Origin of the sequence: Sphingomonas mangrovi, from assembly GCF_047975845.1 — a bacterium.
Lineage (GTDB): Bacteria > Pseudomonadota > Alphaproteobacteria > Sphingomonadales > Sphingomonadaceae > Sphingomonas.
This window is the reverse complement of sequence record NZ_JBIUCZ010000021.1, coordinates 1-16362: the sequence shown is the minus strand read 5'-3', so window position 1 is coordinate 16362 and position 16362 is coordinate 1. Positions and strand designations below refer to the sequence as shown.

The window sequence follows — 16362 nt, the reverse complement described above, 5'->3', positions numbered from 1 at the left end:
GCCGCCGCGACCCTACCGCTGCCGATCGCCGGCCGAACCGCTGCCGCGGCGGGAGTCACCAGCCCCAGGGGCGCTCCCGAAACCATTTCGTCAGCACGTATTTGGTGCCCGCGCGCACCTTCATCCCGTGATGGATGGTCGAGGGGTTGGGCGTGCCGTCCGGCCGCAGGTTGTTCCAGGCGAGCAGCTTGCCCGTCTCCGGCTGGACGATCTTGTCGATCGCCTTGAACCGCGTCGCGCCGCCCGCCTCCGGTGCGTTGAGGTAGAGCATCACCGTCCAGGTGCGGTTGCCCGCGACCCCGCAGTATTTCTGGAAGTCGACGCCCTTGGGCTCGAAATAGTCGGTGTGCGCCTTGAACTCCTGTCCCAGCGCGTAGCGCTGCCCCTGCAGCGGCTCGCCATGTGCCGGGTCGATCCCGCAGAAGCCGTGGATGCGCGCTTCCACCTCCGCCACCTGGCGGTCGGCACGATCGAGGTCGCACGTCTCGCTCGTCCGGAACGCCGCATCGCCGTTGTAGTCGGAGACGGTGGAGGGGCGGCGATTGGCATCGATCCGGGCGATCATCGCCGCGCACAATTCGGCCGGCAGGAAGTCGCGCACCATGAACAAGGTCAGCTTCGGGCTCGGCACGCGCTGCACGCCGGGCTGGGCAAGGATGTGCGCAATGATCGGTTCGGCCGGATAGCCGGAGCCGAGCGAGGGGGCGGGGGGCGTCTGCATGGCGCCTTCTCCTGCCAGAGCCCGCCCGACGATGCCAGCGGCACTGCGGCGGAGAGATGGCGACAAACTTTGCGCCGGAACGCGACACCAGCTTGACGGATCGAGCCGACCCCGTCTAAGCGCGCGGCTTCGCGGCGACCGTAGTTCAATTGGTTAGAGCGCCGGCTTGTGATGCCGGAAGTTGCGGGTTCAAGTCCCGTCGGTCGCCCCACTCCCTTTCCTGACACGCGGACCTTTGCCAGTGCAGACCGACTGGGGCTTCCCCGATTTCGACGAGCACGAGGGCGTGCATCTCTTCTCCGATCGGGAGACCGGGCTCCAGGCGGTGATCGCCGTCCACTCGACCAAGCTCGGCCCGGCCGCCGGCGGCGTCCGCTTTTGGCATTATGCCGACAGTGCCGCGGCGATCACCGACGCGCTGCGCCTGTCGCGCGGCATGAGCTACAAGAACGCGATGGCCGGCCTGCCGATGGGCGGGGGCAAGGGCGTGATCCTGGCCGATCCGGCGCGCACCAAGACACCGGCGATGCTCGAGGCGTTCGGCCGCGCGGTCGACTCGCTCGGCGGCCGCTACGTCACCGCCGAGGACGTCGGCATCGCCGAAGCCGACATGATCGCGATCGCCAAGGCGACCCGCTACGTCTCCGGCCTGCCGGCCGAGGGCGAGAAGGTCGGCGGCGATCCGGGGCCGTATACCGCCAAGGGCATCTACCTGGGCCTGCGCGCCGCAGCGAAGCGGGCGCTCGGCACCGACGACATGAAGGGCGTGCGCGTCGCCGTGCAGGGCCTGGGCAGCGTCGGCGGCCGGCTGGCGCAGATGCTCGCCGCCGATGGCGCGCTGCTGACCGTCGCGGACGTCGATGCGGCGCGGGCGCAGCGCTTCGTCGACCAGCATGGCGCGACGCTGGTCGCGCCGGACGCGATCCTCACCAGCGAGGTCGACATCGTCAGCCCGAATGCCCTCGGCGCGATCCTCGACGCGACGACGATCGACGCGCTGCGGTGCAAGGCGGTGGCGGGCGGCGCCAACAACCAGCTCGCGGCGCCCGAGGACGGCGCGCGGCTGCACGACCGCGGCATCCTCTATGCCCCGGACTATGTCATCAACGCCGGCGGCATCATCAACGTCGCGCTCGAATATCTCGGTCAGGGTGACCGCGCCGAAGTCGACGCGCGCCTGGCGCAGATCCCCGAGCGTCTCGTCGAGGTGTGGGACGAAGCCGACCGCACCGGCGATTCGCACGCCGCCGTCGCCGACCGCATCGCCCAGCGTCGCATCGGGCGCTGAGTTCGGTTCGCTGTCCCGACGCACATAGGGATCGGCACGACGCTCAACCTCGACAGGCACCGTCACCCGGTCCTTTTCCGTTCGTCTCGAGTAGGGATCGGCTTGTCGAGAGCCCGTATCGAGAGAGCCGCAAGCGCCGACCTCTCGATACGCCGTCTCGACAAGCTCGACGGCTACTCGAGGCGAACGGCTATGGGGGGATGGTGGGTGCGTTCTACGATGCCGACTTCCGTCAGCGTGACGAAGCTGCTCCCGGAACTTCGCCACGGCGCAATTTGATCCCGCGCAATGTTGCCGGGCGGCGGCTCGCCGAATAAGCGCGGCATCGGGGTGACGCCCCGGCCAATTTCGCTTAACCCTTGTGGCTGATCGTGCCGACCCTCCACGCCTTTGCCAATCCGACGCGATTTCTGTCGATCGCCCGTCCGCTGACGCCGGTCGCGCTGGTGCTCGGCAGCCTGCTGCTCGCCTTCGGTGCGTGGGCCGGGCTGACGCAGACGCCGCCCGACTATCTGCAGGGCGAGACGGTGCGGATCCTCTATCTGCACGTGCCCACCGCCTGGCTGGGGATGGGCGGGTGGACGGGCATCGCCGTCTCCAGCATCGTCTATCTCGTCTGGCGCCATCCGCTGGCGGTGATCGCCGCGCGCGCGGTCGCGCTGCCGGGGGCGGTGTTTGCCGCGCTGTGCCTCGCCACCGGATCGATCTGGGGGCGCCCGACCTGGGGCACCTGGTGGCAGTGGGACGGGCGGCTGACGTCGATGCTGCTGCTGTTCTTCGTCTATCTGGCGTATCTCGCGCTGTCGCGTGCCGATGCCGAGCGCGACGGCGACGGCCGCATCCCCGCGCTCTTCGGGATCGCGGGCACGGCGCTGCTGCCGGTGATCCGCTATTCGGTGATCTGGTGGCGCACGCTCCACCAGGGGCCGAGCATCACGCTCACCAAGTCCACCGTCGACACCACCATCCTGTGGCCGCTCGGCTTCACGCTCGTCGGCTTCACGCTGCTGTTCGTCGGCATCGTGCTGATGCGCATGCGCGCCGATCTGGCCCGCATCAAGGTCGAGGCGCGGATGCGCCGGATGGCGGCGGCATGAATCCTTGGCCGTTCGTGATCGGCGCCTATGCGCTGACCATCGGGGGCACCGCGGCGATGGCCGCGGCCGCCTGGATCGCGATGCGACGCGCCGAAGCACAGGCCGAGCGCCAGAGGAAGAAGTGAAGCCCAAGCATCAACGCCTGACCCTGGTGGCGCTCGCCGTCGCCGCCATCCTCGGTGCGAGCGGCCTCGCGCTCTCCGCGCTGCAGGACGAGGCTGCGTTCTTCTACGCGCCGTCCGACGTCGCCAAGGCCGCGCCGCCGGTCGACCGTGCCGTGCGCTTGGGCGGAATGGTCGCTAGGGGATCGATCCGGCGCCAGCCCGACGGCGTCACCATCGCCTTCACCGTCACCGACGGCGCCGCGCAGGTGCCGGTGCGCTTCAGCGGCATCGCGCCCGACCTGTTCAAGGAGGATTCGGGCGTGGTCGCGGAAGGGCGCTTCCGCCCCGACGGCAGCTTCGTCGCCGACAATCTGCTGGCCAAGCACGACGAGCGCTACATGCCGCCCGAGATGGCCGGCAAGATGCACAAGACCGAGACGCTGGAGCCATGATCGCCGAGGCCGGGCTCGCCGCGCTGTGGCTTGCCGCCGCGCTGGCGCTGCTGCAGCTGGTGGCGGCGACGCTGGGGCTGCGGATGACGCGTAGCGCCACGCCGGCTGCGGGCGGTGCCGAACTGCTCGGTGCGGTGCGGCCGATCGCGGTGGTGCAGGGGCTGCTCACCGCCTTCGCCTTCGGCGCGCTGGTGCTGGTGTTCGTCCGCACCGACCTGACCGTGCTGCTGGTCGCCGAGAACAGCCATTCGGCCAAGCCGATGCTCTACAAGATCGCCGGCGCCTGGGGGAACCATGAGGGGTCGATGCTCCTGTGGGTGACGGTGCTCGGCCTCGCCGGCGCGGCGATCGCGCTGCTCGAGAAGCGGCTGGAGGACCGCACGCTGGTCGCGACACTCGGCGGGCAGGCGGCGATCGCGCTCGGCTTCTTCGCCTTCCTGCTGATCGCGTCCAATCCGTTCGCGCGGCTGGTGCCGACCCCGGCCGAGGGGATGGGGCTCAACCCGCTGCTTCAGGACCCGGGCCTCGCCTTTCATCCGCCGACGCTCTACTTCGGCTATGTCGGGCTGTCGGTCGCCTTCTCCTTCGCAATCGGCGCGCTGGTCACCCGCGATGTCGGCCCGCAGTTCGCCCGCGCGATGCGGCCTTGGGTGCTCGGCGCCTGGGTGTTCCTGACGCTCGGCATCACCGCCGGCAGCTATTGGGCCTATTACGAGCTCGGCTGGGGCGGCTGGTGGTTTTGGGACCCGGTCGAGAACGCGTCGCTGATGCCGTGGCTGGCGGCGACCGCGCTGCTCCATTCGGTGACGGTGCTCGCCACCCGCGACGGCCTTCGCGCCTGGACGGTGATGCTGGCGGTGGTCGCCTTCTCCATGTCGATGGTCGGCACCTTCCTGGTGCGCTCGGGCATCCTCACCAGCGTCCACGCTTTTGCGGTCGACCCCACCCGCGGCGGTTTCATCCTGGCGCTGCTCGTACTCTACATCGGCGGCGCGCTGACGCTGTTCGCGCTGCGCATCGGCACGGTGCGGCAGGGCGCCACCTTCGATCCGGTCAGCCGCGAGGCGGGACTGGTGCTGAACAACCTGCTGCTGTCGGTGATGCTGGGGATCGTGCTGATCGGTACGCTCTACCCGCTCGTCGCGCAGGCGATGGATGTGCAGCTGTCGGTCGGCCCGCCCTTCTTCAACAAGACGGTGGGGCCGATCGCGCTGCTGCTGGTGGCGGCACTCGCCGCCGGGCCGCTGCTGCGCTGGCGCCGCGACGAGGCGCGCGCGCTCGGCCGCCGGATGCTGGTGCCGACGGCGGTGACGGGCGTGGTGCTGGTCGCGGTGCTGCTGCTCGCCCCCGGGATCGGCGTGCTGTCGCTGCTCGGGCTGGCGCTGGCCGCAGGCCTTGCCGTCGCGAGCGTCGCGCCGTTGTGGGGGCGCAACCTGCGCCGCACGCCGCTGTTCACCTGGGGCATGGTGATCTCCCATCTGGGTGTCGCCGTCAGCCTTGCCGGCATGGCGAGCGAGAGCGCCTTCACCCGCGAGGTGCTGGTCGCCGCCGGGGTCGGCGAGACCCAGCAGGTCGGGCCGTACCGCGTCACGCTGGAGGGCGTTCGCCCGGTGATCGGCCCCAACTGGACCGCGATCGAGGGGCGGATGCGCGTCGAGCGCGGTAGCCGGCGGTTCTGGATCGCGCCGCAGCAGCGCTATTTCTCGGCGCCGCCGACCGAAACCAGCGAGGCGGCGATCACCAGCGCGCTCGACGGCCAGCTCTACGTCGTGCTCGGCCAGGCGAGCGAGGGCGGCCGCCGCCAGCTTCGTCTGTGGTGGAAGCCGCTGGTGACGCTGATCTGGGCGGGCGGCGCGCTGATCGCGATCGGCGGCCTGCTGTCGCTGGTCGGCCGCTTGTGGCGTGAGCGGCGGACCGCGCGCCGGGAGGTGCTGGCATGAAGCGGTGGCTGCTCTGGGTACCGCTAGCCGCCTTTGCAGCGCTGGTGCTGCTGGTCGCGCTCAACCTGCGGCCCACCGACACCACGGTGCGCTCGCGGCTGGTCGGCAAGCCCTTGCCCGCGTTCAGCCTGCCGGCGTCGCTGCCCGGCAAGCCCGGTCTCGACGACGCCGCCTTTCGCGACGGCAAGCCGAAGCTGCTCAACGTCTTCGCCAGCTGGTGCGTGCCGTGCCTGGCCGAGGCGCCCAAGCTGCTCCGTCTCAAGGAGGCCGGCGTCGACATCCGCGCGATCGCGATCCGCGACCGGCCGGCCGACGTCCGGCGTTTCCTTGCCGAGAACGGCGACCCCTATGCGGCGATCGGCGACGATCCCACCAGTCAGGTCCAGCTCGCGCTCGGCTCGTCGGGCGTGCCCGAGACGTTCGTGATCGACGGCAAGGGCATCATCCGCGCGCAGCACATCGGCGACATTCGCGACGACGACGTGCCCGAACTGCTGCGCGTGCTGGAGGCGGCACGATGAGCCGCATCGGCCTCGCGGCACTCGCGCTGCTGCTCGCCGCGCCCGCTCTCGCCGATTCGGACCTTCCGCCGGCGCCGCTCGCCTATACCCAGCTGCCCGATCCGGCGAAGGAAGCGCAGGCGAAGGCGCTGATGAACACGCTTCGCTGCCTGGTCTGCCAGGGGCAGTCGATCGCCGACAGCGATGCCGAGATGGCCGGCGACATGCGCGCGCTGGTGCGCCAGCGCATCGCCCGCGGCGAGCGGCCGGAGGCGGTGCGCGACTGGCTGATGGAGCGCTACGGCAGCTACGTCAGCTACGACCCGCCGCTCGACGCGGCGACGCTGCCGCTGTGGATCGCGCCGTTGCTGCTGCTCGGCGTGGGCGTGTTGCTCGCGCGGCGGAGCTTCCGCCGGCGGAGGAGGGGCTGATGGGCTGGGTGATGCTGGGCCTGCTGGCGGCCGCCTCGGCGGTGCTGCTGTGGCGGCTGCGCGTGGCACCCGCGCTGTGGTCGTTGGTCGGCGCCGCGATCATGCTGGGGGCGATCGGCTATTCGGTGCAGGGGCGTCCGGGTCTCGCCGGCGTCTCGGCCGAAGGGCAGCGCGAGCGGCGGACGATCGACCCGGGGTTGAAGGAACTGCGCCAGGCCATGTTCGGCCGCTTCAACTTCGAGGAGACCTATTTCGTCGCCGCCGATGCGCTGCTGTCCGCCGGCAATCCGGCTGCGGCCGCGCAGGTGATGATGGGCGGCGTGCAGAAGGCGCCGCAGAGCGCCGCGCTGTGGACCTGGCTCGGCATGATGCTGGTCGAGAAGGACGGCGGCACGCTGTCGCCCGCGGCCAAGTTGGCGTTCGAGCAGGGGCTTCGCCTCGCCCCGAAGCACCCCGGGCCGGCGTTCTTCTACGGCCTCGCCCAGGCGCGCACCGACGATTTCGGTCGCAGCCGCGCGCTGTGGCTGCGGGCGCTGGAGCGGACGCCGAAGGGTGTGTCCTATCGCCAGGACATCGCGATGCGGCTGGTGCTGGTCGACCGGCTGATCGCGCTTCGGGCGAGCGAGCGCGCGGCGGGGGCGGGGCAGCCTTCCGCACGGTAATTACAGGGAAAATACCTAGGCGCCGGCCTGTTGATCGCGCCGAAACCCTCTGCCATTGGCGCGCCCATAAGAGTTGCCGGAGAGGGTACGCTTGCTTGTTGATCTGCCGTTGCATCGGTTCTCGGAATTCGGCGATCTGACGCCGTTCGAGATCGAGGCCATCAAGGCGCTTGGGGACGCGCTGACCTCCTATCCCCGCCAGACGATCATCCGGCCGGAGGGCGTTCCGGCGACCTGCTTCTACCTGCTGCTGGAAGGGTGGGCCGCCGCGTCGATCACGCTGCCGCGGGGCGGCCGGCAGATCCTGAAGGTGCATCTGCCCGGCGATGCGCTGGGCACGCCGAGCATGAGCGTGACGCACACCGTCGCGACGATCTCGACCGTCACCGCGGCGCTGATCGTCACGATCCCGTTCGAGCGGTTCGGCAAGCTGATCCAGCACCATCCGCGGCTCGCGGCCTATTTCCTGCTGAGCGTCCAGCGCGAGCGCGTATCGCTGATGGACCAGTTGACGTCGATGGGCCGGACTTCGGCCGAATCGCGGCTCGCCGCGTTCCTGATCGACCTGCTCGAGCGACTGGAGCCGACCGGCCATGTGTCCGACGGCACGTTCGTCCTGCCGCTCATCCAGGAGGAGATCGGCGACGCCCTCGGGCTGACCAACGTCCACGTCAACCGGACGATGCGCGAACTGGAACGCTGCGGACTGATCGCGCGCGAGCGCCAGCGGCTGACGATCGTCGACCGTGCGGCGCTGGCGGAGGTTGCCGCGCGACCGACGCGGCTGCTGTGCCGCAATGCTGCGTGGTTGCCGCCCTCGCACTGATCGCGACGGTGACGGGGGAGGGCGATGCCTCCCCCGCGAAGGGTCAGGCGGCGGCGCGGCGGCGCTCGGCCATCTCGGCGTTGAGCATCTCGGCGAGCAGGAACGCCAGTTCCAGGCTCTGCCCGGCGTTGAGCCGCGGGTCGCAATGCGTGTGGTAGCGATCGGCGAGTGCCTGTTCGGTTACCGCGATCGCGCCGCCGGTGCATTCGGTGACGTTCTGCCCGGTCATCTCGGCATGGATGCCGCCGGCGAAGCTGCCCTCGGCGCGATGCACCGCGAAGAAGCCGCGCACTTCGGCCAGGATGCGGTCGAACGGACGCGTCTTGAGGCCGTTGGCCGCCTTGACGACGTTGCCGTGCATCGGATCGCAGCTCCATACGACCGGATGCCCCTCGCGCTGGACGGCGCGGACCAGCGTCGGCAGGTGCTTCTCGATCTTGTCGTGGCCGTAGCGGGTGATGAGCGTCATCCGCCCCGGCACGCGGCCCGGATTGAGCACATCGAGAAGGCGCAGCAGCGCGTCGGGCTCCAGGCTCGGCCCGCACTTCATGCCGATCGGATTGCGGATGCCGCGCAGATATTCGACGTGCGCCGAGCCCTCGAACCGGGTGCGGTCGCCGATCCACAGGAAGTGGGCGGACGTGTCGTACCAGTCGCCGGTCAGCGAGTCCTGCCGGGTCAGCGCCTGTTCGTACGGGAGCAGCAGCGCCTCGTGGCTGGTGTAGAAGCTGGTCGCCTTCAGCTGCGGCACGCTGTCGGCGTCGATGCCGCAGGCGGACATGAAGTCCAGCGCCTCGCCGATGCGGTCGGCTATGTCGGCATAGCGCTCCGCGAGCGGCCCGCGGCCCATGAAGTCGTGGGTCCAGCGATGCACCTGGTGCAGGTTCGCATAGCCGCCGGTCGCGAAGGCGCGCAGCAGGTTGAGCGTCGCCGCCGACTGCGAATAGCCGCGGATCATCCGCTGTGGATCGGGGATGCGCGATTCGGGCGTGAAGGCGATGTCGTTGACGATGTCGCCGCGGTAGCTCGGCAGTTCGACCCCGTCCTGCGCCTCCATCGCGGTCGAGCGCGGCTTGGCGAACTGGCCGGCCATGCGACCGAGCTTCACCGTCGGCAGCTTGGACGCGAAGGTCAGCACCACCGCCATCTGCAGCAGCACGCGGAAGGTGTCGCGGATGTTGTTGGCGCTATGCTCGGCGAAACTCTCCGCACAGTCGCCGCCCTGGAGCAGGAAGGCGCGGCCAGCGGCCACCTCGGCCAGCTCGGCCGTCAGGTTGCGCGCCTCGCCCGCGAACACCAGGGGCGGGAAGCTCGCGAGCTGCGCGGTGGCGGCGTCGAGCGCGTGGGCGTCGGGATAGTCGGGCATCTGGCGGGCCTCGGCCCGTTTCCAGCTGTCGGGAGCCCAGTTCGCGAGCATGGCATTCTCCAGCGAGGGAGCCGGGATGAACCAGTCGGCGTGATGCGCGATGCCGTTCGCGGCGATCTGGTTGACCACCTTGGCATTGGCACGCTTGCCGTCTTCCTCCCAGCCTTGAACGGTGCTGCCCGGCGTATCGTGCCACGCCCCGAACCCCGCGCGGGTGAGCGCGCGTTCTTCGCGGAAACGTCGAATCTTGGCACCGGCTAGCGTCGTCATAGGTGTGGGTTACCCGAAAGGGGTAAGCGGGCGCAAGCGAGTTTGTGCGTCAGTGGTCCTGCGGCGACCCTGCACGTGATGGTGGCGGCGGGGTTAGGAGCCGCAGAAGACTTCAGCCCTCCGCATAAAGTGACGAATTGCAAGCGGAGGCCCGGCTGCCCCAGCTCGTCATCCCAGCGCAAGCTGGATCTCCCCGTGAAAGAGCGGGGCAGGAGCCGCTGGGAGACCCCAGCTTCCGCTGGGGTGACGGAGAGGGACTGATTGGGGGGGGGTGTCGCTGCGGCGCACGCAGGAGCGTACGCCCGGCAACCCCGTCCTCAGAACCCCGGCTTCCAGTCCCAGCCGAGCGGATCGCCGTCCATCACCTCGATCCCATCCGCCGCCAGCGCATCGCGGATCGCGTCCGATCGCGCGAAATCCTTGTCGGCACGCGCCTGCTTGCGCTCGGCGAGCCGCGTCTCGACCGCCTCGGCGGTGAGCGTCGCGGCGGCGGGTCGCACCCGCAGGTCCGCGCGGTCGAGCGTCCGCAGGTTCAGCCCGAGCACCGCGTCGAACTCGGCCAGCGCCGTGAGGCGGTCGGCCGGCGACAGCTTCTTGTCCGCAAGCAATTCGTCGAGCACCGGCAGCGCACGCGGGGTGGCGAGATCGTCCGCCACCGCTTCGTCCAGCCGCGCGAGGTACGCGGCGGCCTTGTCCACGCCACCTTCCACGTCTCCGGCGCGTGCCTTGAGCGCCGACACCGTCATCACCAGCCGCTTGAGCCGGGTCAGCGCCGCGAGCAGGTTCTCGCCCGAGAACTCCAGCTCGCTGCGATAGTGCGCCGACAGGCACATCAGGCGGTAGGCGAGCGGGTGGACGCCGGCGTCGATCAGCGTCTGCAGCGTGGTGAAGCCGCCCTTGGACTTCGACATCTTGCCCGATCGTTCGACCAGGAAGTTGTTGTGCATCCAAATGCGCGCGCCGGTGAAATCCGGCTCGGCATCGGTGCAGCCGCAATAGGCTTGGTTCTGCGCGATCTCGTTGGGGTGGTGGATCTCGCGATGGTCGATGCCGCCGGTGTGGATGTCGAACGGCTCGGGCCCGAGATACTTCAGGCTCATCACCGAGCATTCGAGGTGCCAGCCGGGCGCGCCCTTGCCCCAGGGGGAGTCCCATTCCATCTGGCGCTGCTCGCCCGGCGGCGACTTGCGCCAGATCGCGAAGTCCTGCGGGTGGCGCTTGCCCGCGACCGGATCGATACGGCCCTCGCCGGCGTCGTCCTGCCCGCCCGCCAGCCGGCCGTAGTTGGGCACGCTCCGGCTGTCGAAATACAAGCCGCTGTCGAGTTCGTAGCAATGCTCGGGCGCGATCTTTTCGGCGAAGGCGATCATCTCGGCGATGTGGTCGGTCGCGACCGACCAGCGGGTGGGATCGACGATGTTGAGGTCGGCGAGGTTGCGTTTGAACGCGGCGGTATAGTGCGCAGCGATGTCCCAGATGCTCTGCGCCTGGGCGCGGGCGGCGGCTTCCATCTTGTCGTCGCCGGCGTCGGCGTCGGAGGTCAGGTGGCCGACGTCGGTGATGTTGATGACGTGGGTGAGGGGATAGCCCTTCCATCGCAGCACGCGCCCCAGCGTGTCGGTGAAGACGTACGCGCGCAGGTTGCCGATATGGGCGTAGTTGTAGACCGTGGGCCCGCACGAATAGACGCGCGCTCCCCGCGCGGGATCGACCGGCGCGAAGTGCTCCGGCGAGCGGGTCAGCGAATTGTAGAGCGTGAGCGGTGCGGTCGACATGGCCGGGCGCATAGCGCGCGGTGTCTTGTTCGGGAAGGCGGCACCGGCCCGCTCCCCCACCCGACCACCCATAGGATGCTGGCGCTGGGTGGCCGGGTGGGGGAGCGGGCCGGTGCCGCGACGCGCCGCACGGCGCATCTTCGAACAGCACACTTTTCGCGGCCGGCGCGGAACGGCTGCGCAAGCCATCGGTTGGCAGCACAAGCGGTTCGAAAGCGCCGCAAACTCAACAACAAGGAGCGATGCGATGAGCGATGAGGCAAGCGACGACGCGCCCGACATCCTTGCGAAAGACGCAGCCACGCGGCGCGCCGACACGCCGGGCCGCGAGCCGTCGGTGAGCGGCGTCGCCGTCACGATCAACAAGCCGCGCGCCGAAGTCTACGCCTTCTGGCGCGACTTCTCCAACCTCGTCGGGGTGATGGAGAATGTGGAGTCGATCGACGTGATCGACCGCAGCCGCTCCCATTGGACGGTGAAGGGGCCGACGACCACCTACGAGTGGGACGCGATCGTCACCGAAGACGTCGAGGGCGAGCGCATCGCCTGGAAGTCGGGCGAGGATGCGGACGTGCGGAACAGCGGCTGGGTTTCCTTCGCCGACGCCGCTCCGGGCCGCGGCACGGTGGTGACGGCGGCGATCGCCTATGATCCGCCGGGCGGCTTCGTTGGCAAGGTCGTCGCCAAGCTGACCCAGAAGGAGCCGGCGATCCAGGCGCGTCGCGACCTGCGCCGCCTCAAGCAGTTCCTGGAGACGGGCGAGATCGCGACCAGCACGCCGCCCAATCCCGCCCCCAAGGCCTGATCCCCCTCTTTTCGCGAAGGAATACCCGATGCGAGCGCTCACCTGGCACGGCAAGCACGACGTCCGCGTGGATACGGTACCCGATCCCGAGATCCTCAACCCGCGCGACGCGATCATCAAGATCACCTCGACCGCGATCTGCGGGTCGGACCTCCACCTCTACGACGGCTACATCCCGACGATGAAGGCCGGCGACATCCTGGGCCACGAGTTCATGGGCGAGGTGGTCGAGACCGGCCCCAAGTCCACGCTCAAGAAGGGCCAGCGCGTCGTCGTGCCGTTCACCATCGCGTGCGGCGAATGCTATTTCTGCGGCAAGCAGCAATATTCGGCGTGCGACAACTCGAACCCCGCCGACAACACCGACATCTCGCGCGAGCTGTGGGGCCAGCCGGCCGCCGGGCTGTTCGGCTACAGCCACATGACCGGCGGCTATCCGGGCGGCCAGGCGGAATATGTCCGCGTGCCCTTCTCCGACGTCGGCCCGATCGTGATCCCCGACGGAATCGAGGACGATAAGGTGCTGTTCCTCTCCGACATCCTCCCGACCGGCTGGATGGCGGCGGAGAATTGCGACATCGAGCCGGGCGACACCGTCGCCGTCTGGGGCTGCGGCCCGGTCGGGCTGTTCGCGATCCAGTCGGCCAAGGTGCTGGGCGCGCATCGCGTGATCGCGATCGATCATTTCCCGCACCGGCTCGAACTCGCCCGGCAGATGGGCGCGGAGACGCTCAACTTCGAGGAAACCGACGTCTACGACGCGCTGATGACGATGACCGGCGGGATCGGTCCGGATGCGGTGATCGACGCGGTCGGGCTGGAGAGCCACGGACTCTACCTCGACAACGTCGTCGACCAGATCAAGGCGTCGACCTTCCTCGGCACCGATCGTCCGCATGCGCTGCGCCAGGCGGTGATCGCCTGCCGCAAGGGCGGGCGCGTGTCGGTGCCCGGCGTCTATGGCGGGTTCGTCGACAAGTTCCCGTTCGGCGCGCTGATGGAGAAGGGGCTGACGCTCAAGACCGGGCAGACCCACGTCCAGCGCTATCTGCCGGCACTGCTCGAAGCGATCCTTGAGGGCAAGCTCGATACCACCTTCCTCATCTCCGACCGGATGAGCCTGGAGGATGCGCCCAAGGGCTATGCCAAGTTCAAGAACGAACAGAACGAATGCACCAAGGTGGTGCTGAAGCCGGACATGGCGAAGGCCGCCGCCTGAGAAGAGAGGAATCGACATGGCAAACAAACTGGCAGTGATCACCGGCGCCTCGACGGGCATCGGCTATGAGATCGCGAAGATCGCCGCGGGCGAGGGCTATGACCTGATCGTCGTCGCCGACGAGCCGCAGATCGACGCCGCGGCCGCTGGATTCGGCGATGACGGCGTAGCGGTGGAGGCGGTGCAGGCCGACCTCGCCACGATCGAGGGCAACGACCAGCTGCTCGCCGCGATCGGCGATCGCCCGATCGACGTGCTGGTGGCGAACGCCGGCCGTGGCCTCGGCCACGCCTTCGTCGAGCAGGACGTGGCGGCGTGGCGGCGGGTGGTCGACACCAACATCACCGGCACCACCTATCTGCTGCAGAAGGTGATCGAGCGGATGAAGGCGCGCGATGCGGGCCAGGTGCTGATCACCGGCTCGATCGCAGGGCTGATGCCCGGCAGCTACCAGGCGGTGTACAACGGTACGAAGGCCTATCTCGACAGCTTCGCCTATGCGCTGCGCAACGAGCTGAAGGAGACGAACCTGTCGATCACCGTGCTGATGCCGGGGCCGACCGACACCGAATTCTTCAAGCGCGCCAACATGATGGACACCCCCGTCGGCAAGCAGGACAAGGACGACGCCGGCATGGTCGCGCGCACCGGCTGGGACGCGATGAAGAGCGGCTCGGCGCACGTCGTCGCAGGGGCCAAGAACAAGGTGCAGGCGGCGGTGAGCCACATCCTCCCGGACACGGTCCTGGCCAACATGCACGAGAACATGGCCAAGCCCGAGGGACAGTAAGGCCGGCAAGGGGAAGGGGGAGCTACGCTTCCCTTTCTTGTGCGCCACCGAGCCGTTCCCCGGCGACGGCCGGGGCCCAGTTGGGGGCGCTTGGCGAGGGTCGACGGCCTCTCCAGCAGCTATCCCAACTGGGCCCCGGCTTTCGCCGGGGAACAGTTTATGCTCCTGGGGTGGGCAGCTCCTGGGCTACGCAGCTATGCGATCGGCTGCGGCGCCGCGGCCGGCCCGCGCGGCGTTTCCCCCAGCGCGGCGCGGACCATCGCGTCCCAGATCTCCGCCGCGTCGGCACCCGTCATCGCGTTGCCGGCCTCGACCATCTCCCGGCTCGGCTCGCGCAGCGCGCGCAGGATCGCCGCGGCGCGGGGCAGTTCGTCGGGCAGCCGTTCCTTGACCTCGGCGCTGACGACCTCGTCGGGTTCGGCGTCGCCGCGGCCGTTAGGGCTCAGCGCATGCGCGACCAGCACGCGGGCGATGCGCTCGATCGGGGAGGTGGCGGCGATGTGGGTCATGGGACTCTCCTGTTTTGGCCGATCGAACGCGCTGGCGCCGCACCGCGTTCCGGCAGCGGGCCGCGGTTGACAGCGGCGCGCGGGCAGCGCGTGATGGGGCGAATGCAGTCCTCCCCCGTTTCCGCACCCCCGCCGCAGGCGACGCCCGGCCCGTCGTTGCCGCGGATCGCGCTGTTCGCCTCGGGCGATTTCGCCTGCAACCTCTATTGGCAGAGCCTCAGCTTCTTCCTCCTGTTCTTCTACACCGACGCGCTGCGGCTGTCGCCGGCGGTGGCGGGGCTGGTGCTGCTGCTCGGATCGGTGTGGGACGGCGTCGCCGACCTGCTGGTGGGCATCCAGGCGGAGCGGTCGCGCCGCGACTATCGCTGGTTCCTGAGCATGGGCGCGATCCCGCTGGGGCTGGGCTTCGTGCTGCTCTACGTCGCGCCGCCGCTGGACGGGGCGCTGCTCGTCGCGGCGGTGCTGGCGCTGCACCTGCTGTTCCGGGCGCTCTATGCCTTCGTCAACATCCCCTATTCGGCGATGACCGCGCGGATCACCGGCGACAGCGGCCAGCGCGCGCTGATCTCGGGCCTGCGGATGCTGTTCGGGACCGCCGCGGCGCTGGTGGTGGCGCTCGGCACCGAGCGGATCGCGGCGGCGTCGCCGGGCGGCCTGGCGGGAACGCGCGGCTATCTGACGGCGGCGCTGCTGTTCGGCGCGGTGGGAGCGGCGCTGCTGCTGGTGGTCGGGCGCGGCTCGCCCGCGGCGCCCGGACCGGGGCGGCCGCCGCTGGCGATCGGCGCGGCGATGCGGGTGCTGGCGCGCAACCGGGCGTTCGTCACGCTCAACCTCGCGATGGCGGGAATCGGCATGGCCGCGACCGCGCTCACCCGCTCGGTGCTCTACTGGTTCCACTATGTCGTCGGCGATGCTGGGGGCGGGCCGGCGGCGCTGGCGATGATGGGCTTCGCCGGCGCGCTGTTCGTGCCGATGTGGATGGCGGTCGGCACGCGCACCGGCATGCGCGGGCTGTGGTTCGCCGCCACGGCCGTCGGAGCGATCGCGGTGGCGGTGTTCGCCGCGGCGGGCGGCAACGACGCCTGGACCGCGCAGGTCTTCCTGGTGGTGATGCAGGCGGCGCTGGTCGGCTTCAACCTGGTGTTCTGGGCGATGCTGCCCGACACGGTGGAGTATGGCGAGCATCGCGCCGGCGGGCGGGTCGAGGCGCTGGGGTTCGGCGTTTCCGCCCTGACGCAGAAGGTCGCGCTGGGCCTCGCCGCGGCGCTGATGGGCATCGTCTATCAGGCGGTCGGCTATCGTCCCGAAGTCGCGCAGACGCCGGAGACGATCGCCGGCATCCGCTGGGTCATGCTGCTGGTGCCGGCGCTGTGCTTCGCCGCGTCGGCGCTGGTGATGCGCGCCAACCCGCTGCGCCGCGGCGCGCATGCGGCGATCGTCGCCGATCTGGCCCAACGCCCGCAAGACCGGGAAGGGTACCGAGAGGGTTAGTGCTCCTGCGCAAGTGTAGTGTTTCGCGAGGTTGGCTTTGCGGCAATGGTGGAGGTTGGCGGGACAGAGATGGTGTAGAACGGGGCATGGTCTGGCTGAGGAGTCGGCGATGCTGA

At 69.6% G+C, this 16362-nt stretch carries 17 protein-coding genes and 1 tRNA gene; 14 read left to right on the top strand and 4 right to left on the bottom strand.

Features of this window, described 5'->3' with window-relative positions; genetic code table 11:
- Positions 1–55 precede the first annotated feature (55 nt).
- The gene (locus tag ACBY01_RS11120; RefSeq protein ID WP_416460911.1) at positions 56–721 is read right to left on the bottom strand and encodes a prolyl hydroxylase family protein; all 666 of its coding nucleotides are present in this window, start codon (positions 719–721) and stop codon (positions 56–58) included.
- A 134-nt stretch (positions 722–855) separates the two neighbouring features.
- Between ACBY01_RS11120 and ACBY01_RS11115 the strand changes: the two genes are divergently transcribed.
- From ACBY01_RS11115 to ACBY01_RS11070, 10 genes are all read left to right on the top strand, one after another.
- Positions 856–932, top strand: a tRNA-His gene (locus ACBY01_RS11115).
- A gap of 30 nt (positions 933–962) precedes the next feature.
- Positions 963–2009 carry a Glu/Leu/Phe/Val family dehydrogenase gene (locus tag ACBY01_RS11110; RefSeq protein WP_416460910.1) on the top strand — a complete coding sequence of 349 codons (1047 nt, stop codon included), beginning with the start codon at positions 963–965 and terminating at the stop codon, positions 2007–2009.
- Positions 2010–2380: 371 nt separating this feature from the next.
- A complete protein-coding gene (gene ccmC, locus ACBY01_RS11105; RefSeq protein ID WP_416460956.1) occupies positions 2381–3106 on the top strand; it encodes a heme ABC transporter permease CcmC in 726 nt (241 codons plus the stop codon).
- Positions 3103–3231: a hypothetical protein gene (locus ACBY01_RS11100; RefSeq protein ID WP_416460909.1), complete on the top strand. Its 129-nt coding sequence runs from the start codon at positions 3103–3105 to the stop codon at positions 3229–3231. Before ccmC ends, ACBY01_RS11100 begins: the two co-directional genes overlap by 4 nt.
- The gene (ccmE, locus tag ACBY01_RS11095) at positions 3228–3662 is read left to right on the top strand and encodes a cytochrome c maturation protein CcmE (RefSeq protein ID WP_416460908.1); all 435 of its coding nucleotides are present in this window, start codon (positions 3228–3230) and stop codon (positions 3660–3662) included. Before ACBY01_RS11100 ends, ccmE begins: the two co-directional genes overlap by 4 nt.
- The gene (locus tag ACBY01_RS11090; RefSeq protein ID WP_416460907.1) at positions 3659–5602 is read left to right on the top strand and encodes a heme lyase CcmF/NrfE family subunit; all 1944 of its coding nucleotides are present in this window, start codon (positions 3659–3661) and stop codon (positions 5600–5602) included. Before ccmE ends, ACBY01_RS11090 begins: the two co-directional genes overlap by 4 nt.
- Positions 5599–6123: a DsbE family thiol:disulfide interchange protein gene (locus tag ACBY01_RS11085; protein WP_416460906.1), complete on the top strand. Its 525-nt coding sequence runs from the start codon at positions 5599–5601 to the stop codon at positions 6121–6123. The genes ACBY01_RS11090 and ACBY01_RS11085 overlap by 4 nt, the downstream gene beginning before the upstream one ends.
- On the top strand, positions 6120–6533 hold the full coding sequence (locus ACBY01_RS11080; protein WP_416460905.1) for a cytochrome c-type biogenesis protein: 414 nt from the start codon (positions 6120–6122) through the stop codon (positions 6531–6533). Before ACBY01_RS11085 ends, ACBY01_RS11080 begins: the two co-directional genes overlap by 4 nt.
- Complete coding sequence (locus ACBY01_RS11075) at positions 6533–7195, top strand: tetratricopeptide repeat protein (RefSeq protein ID WP_416460904.1); 663 nt, start codon at positions 6533–6535, stop codon at positions 7193–7195. Before ACBY01_RS11080 ends, ACBY01_RS11075 begins: the two co-directional genes overlap by 1 nt.
- A 109-nt stretch (positions 7196–7304) precedes the next feature.
- Positions 7305–8021 (top strand): Crp/Fnr family transcriptional regulator, encoded by a 717-nt coding sequence (locus ACBY01_RS11070; RefSeq protein WP_416460903.1) that lies wholly within the window; start codon positions 7305–7307, stop codon positions 8019–8021.
- Between the two features lie 43 nt (positions 8022–8064).
- On the opposite strand, the gene ACBY01_RS11065 is transcribed toward ACBY01_RS11070, so the two are convergent.
- Together ACBY01_RS11065 and cysS are read right to left on the bottom strand one after the other, a co-directional pair.
- On the bottom strand, positions 8065–9438 hold the full coding sequence (locus tag ACBY01_RS11065) for a class II 3-deoxy-7-phosphoheptulonate synthase (protein ID WP_416460955.1): 1374 nt from the start codon (positions 9436–9438) through the stop codon (positions 8065–8067).
- Positions 9439–9974: 536 nt separating this feature from the next.
- Positions 9975–11432, bottom strand: coding sequence for a cysteine--tRNA ligase (gene cysS / locus ACBY01_RS11060; RefSeq protein WP_416460902.1), 1458 nt, complete (start codon positions 11430–11432; stop codon positions 9975–9977).
- Positions 11433–11679: 247 nt separating this feature from the next.
- On the opposite strand from cysS, the gene ACBY01_RS11055 reads away from it, so the two are divergent.
- Genes ACBY01_RS11055 through ACBY01_RS11045 form a run of 3 tightly spaced genes read left to right on the top strand, consistent with a single transcriptional unit; the run spans position 11680 to position 14246 of the window.
- Positions 11680–12237 carry an SRPBCC family protein gene (locus tag ACBY01_RS11055; RefSeq protein WP_416460901.1) on the top strand — a complete coding sequence of 186 codons (558 nt, stop codon included), beginning with the start codon at positions 11680–11682 and terminating at the stop codon, positions 12235–12237.
- A 28-nt stretch (positions 12238–12265) separates the two neighbouring features.
- Positions 12266–13456, top strand: a complete 1191-nt coding sequence (locus tag ACBY01_RS11050; RefSeq protein WP_416460900.1) for a zinc-dependent alcohol dehydrogenase — start codon at positions 12266–12268, stop codon at positions 13454–13456.
- 16 nt (positions 13457–13472) lie between these two features.
- Complete coding sequence (locus ACBY01_RS11045) at positions 13473–14246, top strand: SDR family NAD(P)-dependent oxidoreductase (protein ID WP_416460899.1); 774 nt, start codon at positions 13473–13475, stop codon at positions 14244–14246.
- A 194-nt stretch (positions 14247–14440) separates the two neighbouring features.
- Here the strand turns inward: ACBY01_RS11045 and ACBY01_RS11040 are convergent, their stop codons facing one another.
- Positions 14441–14755, bottom strand: coding sequence for a hypothetical protein (locus ACBY01_RS11040; RefSeq protein ID WP_416460898.1), 315 nt, complete (start codon positions 14753–14755; stop codon positions 14441–14443).
- A 102-nt stretch (positions 14756–14857) separates the two neighbouring features.
- Between ACBY01_RS11040 and ACBY01_RS11035 the strand changes: the two genes are divergently transcribed.
- Positions 14858–16246: an MFS transporter gene (locus ACBY01_RS11035; protein WP_416460897.1), complete on the top strand. Its 1389-nt coding sequence runs from the start codon at positions 14858–14860 to the stop codon at positions 16244–16246.
- Positions 16247–16362: the final 116 nt, after the last annotated feature.

Excerpts from the sequence above, each read along its gene's own strand:
- ACBY01_RS11045 (WP_416460899.1), top strand. The coding sequence starts at position 13,473 with ATGGCAAACAAACTGGCAGTGATCACCGGCGCCTCGACGGGCATCGGC.
- ACBY01_RS11065 (WP_416460955.1), bottom strand. The coding sequence starts at position 9,438 with ATGCTCGCGAACTGGGCTCCCGACAGCTGGAAACGGGCCGAGGCCCGC.
- ACBY01_RS11085 (WP_416460906.1), top strand. The coding sequence starts at position 5,599 with ATGAAGCGGTGGCTGCTCTGGGTACCGCTAGCCGCCTTTGCAGCGCTG.
- ACBY01_RS11100 (WP_416460909.1), top strand. The coding sequence starts at position 3,103 with ATGAATCCTTGGCCGTTCGTGATCGGCGCCTATGCGCTGACCATCGGG.
- ACBY01_RS11055 (WP_416460901.1), top strand. The coding sequence starts at position 11,680 with ATGAGCGATGAGGCAAGCGACGACGCGCCCGACATCCTTGCGAAAGAC.
- cysS (WP_416460902.1), bottom strand. The coding sequence starts at position 11,432 with ATGTCGACCGCACCGCTCACGCTCTACAATTCGCTGACCCGCTCGCCG.
- ACBY01_RS11120 (WP_416460911.1), bottom strand. The coding sequence starts at position 721 with ATGCAGACGCCCCCCGCCCCCTCGCTCGGCTCCGGCTATCCGGCCGAA.
- ACBY01_RS11075 (WP_416460904.1), top strand. The coding sequence starts at position 6,533 with ATGGGCTGGGTGATGCTGGGCCTGCTGGCGGCCGCCTCGGCGGTGCTG.
- ACBY01_RS11080 (WP_416460905.1), top strand. The coding sequence starts at position 6,120 with ATGAGCCGCATCGGCCTCGCGGCACTCGCGCTGCTGCTCGCCGCGCCC.
- ACBY01_RS11040 (WP_416460898.1), bottom strand. The coding sequence starts at position 14,755 with ATGACCCACATCGCCGCCACCTCCCCGATCGAGCGCATCGCCCGCGTG.
- ACBY01_RS11035 (WP_416460897.1), top strand. The coding sequence starts at position 14,858 with ATGCAGTCCTCCCCCGTTTCCGCACCCCCGCCGCAGGCGACGCCCGGC.
- ACBY01_RS11090 (WP_416460907.1), top strand. The coding sequence starts at position 3,659 with ATGATCGCCGAGGCCGGGCTCGCCGCGCTGTGGCTTGCCGCCGCGCTG.
- ACBY01_RS11050 (WP_416460900.1), top strand. The coding sequence starts at position 12,266 with ATGCGAGCGCTCACCTGGCACGGCAAGCACGACGTCCGCGTGGATACG.